This is a genomic window from Rhodococcus sp. NPDC059968, assembly GCF_042738615.1.
Taxonomy (GTDB): Bacteria; Actinomycetota; Actinomycetes; order Mycobacteriales; family Mycobacteriaceae; genus Rhodococcus_F.
Genome location: NZ_JBHWUE010000196.1, coordinates 1 through 7,720 on the forward strand (window position 1 = coordinate 1; position 7,720 = coordinate 7,720).

The 7,720-nt window shown below is 67.7% G+C and carries 7 protein-coding genes and 1 pseudogene; 1 reads left to right on the plus strand and 7 read right to left on the minus strand.

Annotation, left to right across the window (positions count from 1 at the left end):
* Positions 1-550 precede the first annotated feature (550 nt).
* The 7 genes from ACFWAY_RS52420 to ACFWAY_RS52450 all read right to left on the minus strand — a co-directional run bounded on the left by ACFWAY_RS52420 (position 551) and on the right by ACFWAY_RS52450 (position 7,198).
* Positions 551-742 (minus strand): hypothetical protein, encoded by a 192-nt coding sequence (locus ACFWAY_RS52420; RefSeq protein ID WP_378516345.1) that lies wholly within the window; start codon positions 740-742, stop codon positions 551-553.
* Between the two features lie 30 nt (positions 743-772).
* Positions 773-1,018, minus strand: a complete 246-nt coding sequence (locus ACFWAY_RS52425) for a hypothetical protein (protein ID WP_378516346.1) — start codon at positions 1,016-1,018, stop codon at positions 773-775.
* The gene (locus tag ACFWAY_RS52430) at positions 1,015-3,018 is read right to left on the minus strand and encodes a cutinase family protein (protein WP_378516347.1); all 2,004 of its coding nucleotides are present in this window, start codon (positions 3,016-3,018) and stop codon (positions 1,015-1,017) included. Before ACFWAY_RS52430 ends, ACFWAY_RS52425 begins: the two co-directional genes overlap by 4 nt.
* A 349-nt stretch (positions 3,019-3,367) precedes the next feature.
* Entirely contained in the window at positions 3,368-4,165 is a 798-nt protein-coding gene (locus tag ACFWAY_RS52435; RefSeq protein ID WP_378516348.1) for a hypothetical protein, read from the minus strand.
* Positions 4,165-6,090, minus strand: coding sequence for a hypothetical protein (locus ACFWAY_RS52440; protein WP_378516349.1), 1,926 nt, complete (start codon positions 6,088-6,090; stop codon positions 4,165-4,167). The genes ACFWAY_RS52435 and ACFWAY_RS52440 overlap by 1 nt, the downstream gene beginning before the upstream one ends.
* Entirely contained in the window at positions 6,087-6,479 is a 393-nt protein-coding gene (locus tag ACFWAY_RS52445; protein ID WP_378516350.1) for a hypothetical protein, read from the minus strand. The genes ACFWAY_RS52440 and ACFWAY_RS52445 overlap by 4 nt, the downstream gene beginning before the upstream one ends.
* Positions 6,480-6,970: 491 nt before the next feature.
* Complete coding sequence (locus tag ACFWAY_RS52450) at positions 6,971-7,198, minus strand: hypothetical protein (RefSeq protein WP_378452744.1); 228 nt, start codon at positions 7,196-7,198, stop codon at positions 6,971-6,973.
* Between the two features lie 262 nt (positions 7,199-7,460).
* On the opposite strand from ACFWAY_RS52450, the pseudogene ACFWAY_RS52455 reads away from it, so the two are divergent.
* Positions 7,461-7,720 (plus strand): annotated as a pseudogene (locus tag ACFWAY_RS52455) (phosphatidylserine/phosphatidylglycerophosphate/cardiolipin synthase family protein); the annotation flags it as partial.

The window sequence follows — 7,720 nt, forward strand, 5'->3', positions numbered from 1 at the left end:
CAACAACACCACCACGACCTTCCCGGCTCCGCTACGTTCCGCCGGGACAACACACGTGCCGGCACCGCAGGCACGTCACCTCATTTTCGGATTAGTGACGAGACGTGCTGACATGGAGTGACGAGTTCGCAGGTCGTGCGGCTGACATTCCGACGACGAATCACAAACTTCGCCGAGCCAGGACACCAGGACAGCGCCGCTCCGTGTCACTCATGGTTTGTGCGCACTCGGCGACGATAATTTCAGTTATCGCAGCGTCGGGTCCGAAACCCCACGTCACCGCGCTTTTGCTCTGCAAAGCGTCGGTACGGCCCTTGATTCCCTGCGCCGGTGACGATCGAATGGGTGCTGTAGCCAACGCTCTGCTCGCCGACATCGTGTGCGGGCCGTCACTCACTCTCGGGTGGGACGGGGTGCCTCGGCAAGTTGGCCGACCCTGACCTCCAACAGATTTGCACGGAATTGTCGCGAGCCACAGGCCTCGTCATCCGGCGAGTAGTCCTGCGGCCCACTTCCGATCCCACCGCGATGGGATGGCTACACCACAACTCTAGCGAGTGTGGGCATCGTTCCAGCGCAACCGGGCGACCGCGACGCACCCAGTCTTGTTGTGCAGGTCGGGGAGAACGGTGTCGAGGCAGTCGAGGTGTCGGCCGCCCTGTGCCTCGGGTTTCGACGGGGAAGGCCGGAGCGCTCCGCCGATCCCGAGGTGTCGGTCGGTAGCAAGGTCGGCGACGGTCATGGTGATCTCGGACGGTCATCGACTGTGAACTCACTCAGTGCGGATCGCTTGGTGTCGTAGTCGTTCCCGGTCGATCTGCCCGTTGCTCAACGCTTCTGGGCGGTGCCCGAGGTGGAACAGTCCCGGGGTGTGCGGGCAGACGAACACGGCGAGTCCCTTCTCGCCGGGGTGCCTTTTACGGACGGCTTTGGCGTCGGCGCGGCTGTGATACCCGCGGTGATGACACAGGTCGCAGAAGATCCAGCGGGCGGCCGGGTTGTGGGCACGGGAGGTCATACGGAGTGTCCGATCTGAATATTCAGCCAGTCGGACAGCCAGGTAATCGCGTCTCGGCCGGCGTTGTCGACGACGAGGGCGCTGTAGTTGGTGTGGGCACCGGAGGTGAAGAAGCTCGCGGCCTTCAGGCCTTCGCCGACCAGGGCGGTCAGGTCCTCGGCGCCCTGTGACTGGGCCATGGTCGTCAGCGAGCCGGTCAGCGCCGGCAGATCGAGATTCTGCGTCTGGGTACTGATGCTGGTCGCCGCCTTTGACTGCTTGCCGAGTAGCTCCGGCGGGGTCTTGGAGGCCTTGCCGGAGAGCATGTTCACCGCCACCGAGGCCAGGTCGAGGCCGACGGGCAGCAGGCCGGCCATCGCGGCCCCGGCCCCGGCAGGGTCGGGAACCTGGCCGGGTGGCGGCAGCACTTTCTCCACCGCGGTCCAGGCGATGTCCTGGATCCGCCCGATCAGGGTGGCCAGCCGGATGACGTCGACGCCTCCCAGGATCGACGCCACGAGCGCGGCGATCTGGGTGTGGCCGGTGGGGTCCGGGATGACCGACAGCACCTGGGAGACCCAGCGCAGATCCACGGCCGCGGCCATCTTCACCAACGGCGCGAACTGGTTGTTCAGCTCCCCCGCCACCTGGTGCGCACCGTGGGCGTCGAGGGCGGCGACCTTCTGCGGCAGCACCGTGAGGTTGCGGAGAATGCCCGGCACGTCGAGCGCGGTCACCCCGGTCGCGACGTTGAGAACCTGGCCCACCACGGTGGCCGGTTTGAGCACCGACAGCACGGTCGAGGCCGCCGACAGTGCATCGACTGGAACCGATGTCAGCGGGGCGACCTGACTGCCGAGGGTGGTGGCCGCGGCCGACAGGTGCGCCGCGTCCGCCGATGTGGCGGTAACGGTCGTCGTTCCCGAATCGGCGAGTTTCCGTGCGGTGTCGGCGATCGTCGTCACGGTGTTCAGTGCGGCGGACAGGTCGGATGCCCCGGCCTTCGAGAGCACCTCGGAGGCACTATGTTCGGGGCTGCCCGCCGGGGCGGTAGCGAGCTGGGCGGTGGCGGCGTGCGCGGTCCCGGAGTCGATCAGGTCGGCGATCGGGGCGAGTGTGGTGGCGATGGTCGATGCCGTCGCCGCGACGCCGCCGACATTGACGTTCGGCTCGGCGAGTTGCTGTCCGAGGGTGGCGACACCCCGGCCCAGCGCGGGCAGGTCGGCACCGGAGAAGTCGGAGGTCAGCGCTGTGGCCAGCCGGGCATCGCCACCGGTGTTCCTGGTGTCGCCATTCGTGCTGCTGTCGCCGCCATTGGTGCTGGGGGTCTTGGACAGGATCGACCCGAGCGAGCCCAGTAGTGGGTTGTCGCCCTTGCGGATTGAGCAGTACAGGTCCCCGGGGTCGCAGATCGAGGCGACCCGGCCGGAGAGCGTGCCCATGCCCTGCGGGCGTGGGTCGGCGATGCCGTGACCGGAGGTGCGAGGGCCGACGATCGCCGCACCCTTCGTGCCGGCGCCGGGGTCGGCGAGCAGGCCGACGGCCAGGACACGGTCGGCGGGGACGGGCCCGGTGTCGTTGCCGATCTGAGAGGCGAGATCGCCTGCGGCGTCGGCGCCCTGGGAGTAGCCGGTGATCGTGAACTTCGTGCTGGTGCACGTGCCCGCGACGTCGGAGAGTACCGCCGTGGCGTTGGTGAGGGCGTCAGCCTTGCTGTCGGCGTAGGTGTGGCCGTTGTCGAACGCGCGGGCCATGTACGGGAGGGTGTAGACGTTCGCCCGGTCACCGTGGGCGGAGGTGATGGCGTCGGCGACCGGTTTGAGGATCCCGACAGGCTGGGTGGGGTCGGCGTTCTCGGAGGTTTCCCAGGTTCCGGGGATCAGCAGGTTGAACGTCGCCGCGCAGCCGGTGGTGTCGGCATGGGCGATCGCGGGTGCGGTCACCGCGACGCCACCGCCGGCGACGGTCGCACACGCGACGAAAGCCACCAGGCTGCGGGCTCTCGAATATCTTGCGGGCATGGGCACCTCATCTGTCGTCGGCGGGCTCTGACGCTCACCCCGTCGGTGCGGGTCCCGGGAAGACCATGCGCAGCCTCCGCCACGTCCGCACCAGTGGGGGTGAGGTGCATACGGTGCCCGAATCCGGCTGCCGAATTCAACGGGGTATGGGGATAACTTCTCTCTGCCCGGCCCTCATTCGAGGGTCGCCCGCCACCCGGCCTCCGCCGCGCACTCCCGTAGCGGTGCGAAAACCGCTAGCTCCGATAGCTCCGATAGCTCCGATAGCAAAGCTGCCTCGATAGCAGTGCTTTCCACGATCTGACTGTCGAAAGCGTCACGTCCCCCTGTGATTCGCTCCCGGCTGGGATTAGATCCAGTCGATGTGGACCGAGTCGATGTGGTCGAAGTGGAATCCGAATTGATCGCTGTATTTGTCGAAGCCCTTGTTCTCGGGGTAGTCGAGGGTGGCGTGCCGCTCGAGGAGTGCGACGACTCGGGCGTGATCGTCATTCGCCAGCGCGGCCGCAAGTTCGTGGGACTCGTCACTGGTGAACGGGGTGTCGGAGTTCGCGAAATCCAGAGTGCGGACCCGGTAGTCGTAACCCTCGTCGGCGCCGTTGCGGACCATGACACCGCCCCTGACCCGGATCACCGCTTTCTTCGGGGTTCCGTCCGGGCGCAACACCCCGGCGCGTTTCATGATGTCCTGCGCCTTCACGGTTTTGAGTTTCTTGCTGGCGTCGGCCCGCAGCTCGTTCGTGTCCCCGGACCGGTACCGCGAGACGGCGGAGCGGGACCGGCCGATCTTCGCGGCGACGGCGTCGATGCCACCGAGGCGTTCGATCGCGGCACGGCGTTGGGCACGCTCGACGACGTCCGGGTGCGGGATGCGGCCCTGCTGCGCCCACCGGCGCAGTGTGCGGTCGGACGGGGGTGTGCGGCCGGCATCGATCGCCGCCTGCCGCAGGCCCTCGTTGCCGAGTTCCGTGCGCAGCTGTTTGACGGAGACCTTGCTGGTCAGCCCGGCCAGTCCCCCGGACTTGACCTGTTTCGACTTCTCCACGCCGGTGGTCGCGGCGTTGGCGACGGAAACCTTGAGGCCGTCGAGGCCGACCGCCTGCTGCGCCGGTTTCGTGGTGCGGGGCTTGGGAAGATGCAGGGCCATCAGAGCACCCCCTCCCCTTCGTCCTCGTCGTCGGCGAATGCCGCCTTGATCGCCAGGTTCACGTCGTGCACGTCCTGCGCCGAGGTGAAGGCGGACAGCAGGGTGTCGGTGAGGACCACGTCCTTCTCGACCGACATCTTCCCCAGCGCCTCGCTCGGGTCGGTGATGTCCTCACCGTCGGCGAGGAGGTACACCCAGGAGTCGGTGACGGTGCGGACCGGCCAGCGGCCGTGCTCGCGGGCAATCCGCATCGCCACCCGGCGGCCGCGCCACCGGCAGTGCGCGATGATCGCCGCACGCCACAGCGGTTGGTGGTGATGTTGCATCCGGGTCGCGGTCCACATGTCCGGGTTGACCATTCGCCCGATGTACCCCTTGTAACAGGTTCCGAGGAACCGCTTCGTCGCCGCGTCGTCGGTGTCCACCGCAGCCTTCCGCGCCTCGCGCAGGATCTTCGCCCACTTGTCCAGGGCCCGGCCCTGCTCCGGGTACACCCAGGCCTCGGCGATGTCCACATCGTCGAGGTCGGCGCCGATACCCCCATCCGCCACCGGTGCGCACAACCCGTCCAAGCTGACCGAGGTCACCCAGGTCTGCACCGGCTGGTCCGCCAGCATGTGTGGGTGCGCAAGAGGTAGCTTCTCGGGCAGCGACAACGTCTGCCCCGCGGGCAGGGTGATCCGCCACAGCCCGAACGGGGCCCCCTTCTCCCCCACCGCCGCCGCGGCCGCCGCCTTACCGGTCAGGTGTGTGGGTTGCCCGTAGCCGAATTCCAGCATGCCCGCGGATGCGAGGTAGGCGGCGCGTTGGTCGATCGACACCAACCGGCCCGTCCCGTCGAGATCCTGCTCGTCGGGGACGCGGGTCCAGCCGACCGCGGGTTCGAGGTCTCCCCGCGGCGGGCCGTCCAGCGGTGGGACCGAGCCAGGTGCGGTGACGACGATGCCTTTGCCGCTGCGGGTGCGCTCACGCTTGATCTTGTCGACGATCGCGGCGCCGGTACGTGCCGGTGTCGGTCCCGGGAGCACCCCCAGGTGCTTGGCGCACCAGGCCAACCGGCGACCGAGTTCACGTGCTGCCGGGAGGTCGTCGTCCGGGAGATACGTTCCGGCCGTCGGTGAGCCGAGGATGCCCATGTCTCCGACCCGGTTGTGCCAACCGAAGTCCTTGTTCCAGTAGGTCCACACATAGGGTTCGATCACGACATCGACCATCGAGGTGAAGTTCCCGATCGAACGGGACAGGTGCACCACGTGCCCGGGATCGCCACGCAGTTCCCACCCCGCGGTCAGCAGTGGGGTGAGGGCGGCCTGGAGGACGGCGGTCAATTCTTGGGCGGCGCGGTTGCGCAGGGCTTCCATATCGTCGACGTCGTCTTCGCTGCCCGGATCAATAATCCACCCGAGCAGCTCGCATGCGCCCTGTCCGACGACCCAGATCTGTGCGGGGGCTCCCAACGGTGTCAGCGAGGCCCAGCGGATCAGCTTGTCCAGCTTCTCGACCGAATCGACCGGCCCGGTCAACTCCCGCCCGGACGGTGTGTACGTCCCCGCGGCCGTCACGATCAACGCATGACCATCGGCTTCCTCACCGGCCGGAAGCGCCTCCCACACCGGCGGGTCGACGGCGTCGCTGCCAGCCTGGTCGCCGTCCACCGCAGCGCCATCCACCTCGGGAGACGGCGGCGTCGGGGCGTCGTCGGCTTCGGCGACATCCGACTGCTCGGACGATTCAGGATGTCCAACAACGGCCGGCTCCGAGCCCGCCTGATCGGCTCCGACGAAGACAACAGCATCGACGGAGACAGCGTCGCCGTCAGGAAGAACATCATCGGTGGGGACAACGTCATCGGTGGAATCGGGAGACGCCGTCAGCGTTCCCTCGGGCAGTGCGAACAGAGGAATCTGCTCCCACGGACCGCTCATGACTCCTGCTCGGCGATCCGGCCGTCATGATCTGCCGGAGGGACGCTGTAGCGGTCGAAGAACTCCTGCAGGGCCACGTCCACGACGTTGGTCACCGTGGATTGACGATTGTTCACCAGCCAGGTCAACCGGGCCTCCGTCGAGGCCAGCACCCGGGTATTGAGCGGAACCTTCGCCGGGCCCTTCCGCGGTTCCAACTTCGCCGTCAACTCCGGACTCGGCGTTCCCGCACGACCGGAGTCTCCCGCACCGGGAGCGCGTTTCCCCGACCCCGCGGCGCCTCGTCCGGCTCCGGTCGGGCGGCGACGGGCGCCGCCCCCGGAATTTTCTATCTTCGCCATCCCCACCCACTCGCATTCCGCGTGCCGCCCGTGTAGTTCCGCGGACATCACCCTACCCACCACATGCCTTCTCGCACGTATCTTCGCGGGCATGTTTGCATGCAGATTTGCGCCCAGGATGTGAGTGTTACGGCCGACGGCTTCGACGCCGCTGGCGACGACCTAGTCGGACACACAGCTCGGGTACGTCAGCGCAGGGAACCGTCGTGACCCGACAACCTCGGATGCGTCATTCCACCAGCGTGATCGGCACCCCGGGCGTGATGAACAGGTGGTGCCGGGCGCCGCCGTCATGGGTGAGGGACATCGCCACTCCGGTGGTGTGTCCCTCGGCGAACCGTACGAGCAGCTCGCGGGTGGCCTCGAATCTGGTGTGGCTAATGCCGTAGGTGACACCCGCCCAAAAATGAGGCCGGGCACCGTACCCTCCTTCTGCTGACGGTGGATCGTTGCCGAACGTCTCGCTGACACCCGGTCATCGTCATCGGCGACGGCGGACACACCGTCGCGGTCCGACGACGGTATCGGCTGTGGGCGGGCTACCAGCGGTGGACGACGCTCGGGTCCGGCTCGTCGCTGCCCCGAATCGCGACCGGAGTCGCCGGCGTAATCAGCAGGCGAACCGTCGAGTTCTGGCTGACAAAACCGACGAATCCGCCGTTGCCATTGTCTGCGAAGAGGCCCCGGATCGCGACCTCGAGGCCGTGGGCAGCGGCCGCATCGGCGAGCGGATAACGGACCCCGTCGTAGATCGCTTCGTAACTCATGAGTCTTCTCCCGCTGGTCTCGTGGTGCTCACAGCGTACGAGCGTCGGGCCGACGGTCGTGGCCGATGCCGATGCCGATGCCGACGCATTCTCCGCAACAAAGCGATCCGGCCGGATCGCCGCACCTCGGGCGCGGTCCCGCCGCACGCGCCACCGTCGACCTACGCCGGGAGTGACAGACCGACGGCGCCCCCTTTAGCTTCTTTTAGCGTTGCCGGGGACCGGCACCACACGCAAGGCGGGCCGGTTACCGTCTGTCGGTATGGGGACCACCTTCCACGGGCCGAGCCCGTGGCCACACATCACCCGCGCCATCCGCACCCGGGGCGCCCGGTACGCCGCGATCGGCTACCTCGGACAGGACGCGCCCGACCTGCTCCCGCTGCGCGCCGGGGACCTGTTGGTCGTCAACGCCTCCAAGGCCGCTATCCGGGCGCACGCCACCTCCCCCGCCGCCCTCGCCTACTACGTGAACAAGGGTGTCCGGGTGCTGTCGTCGCCGACCCTGCACGCCAAGGTGAT

What these genes read in the sequence shown, in the direction of transcription:
- ACFWAY_RS52420 (WP_378516345.1), bottom strand. Translation starts at nt 742, where the DNA reads ATGACCGTCGCCGACCTTGCTACCGACCGACACCTCGGGATCGGCGGA.
- ACFWAY_RS52425 (WP_378516346.1), bottom strand. Translation starts at nt 1,018, where the DNA reads ATGACCTCCCGTGCCCACAACCCGGCCGCCCGCTGGATCTTCTGCGAC.
- ACFWAY_RS52430 (WP_378516347.1), bottom strand. Translation starts at nt 3,018, where the DNA reads ATGCCCGCAAGATATTCGAGAGCCCGCAGCCTGGTGGCTTTCGTCGCG.
- ACFWAY_RS52435 (WP_378516348.1), bottom strand. Translation starts at nt 4,165, where the DNA reads ATGGCCCTGCATCTTCCCAAGCCCCGCACCACGAAACCGGCGCAGCAG.
- ACFWAY_RS52440 (WP_378516349.1), bottom strand. Translation starts at nt 6,090, where the DNA reads ATGAGCGGTCCGTGGGAGCAGATTCCTCTGTTCGCACTGCCCGAGGGA.
- ACFWAY_RS52445 (WP_378516350.1), bottom strand. Translation starts at nt 6,479, where the DNA reads ATGTCCGCGGAACTACACGGGCGGCACGCGGAATGCGAGTGGGTGGGG.
- ACFWAY_RS52450 (WP_378452744.1), bottom strand. Translation starts at nt 7,198, where the DNA reads ATGAGTTACGAAGCGATCTACGACGGGGTCCGTTATCCGCTCGCCGAT.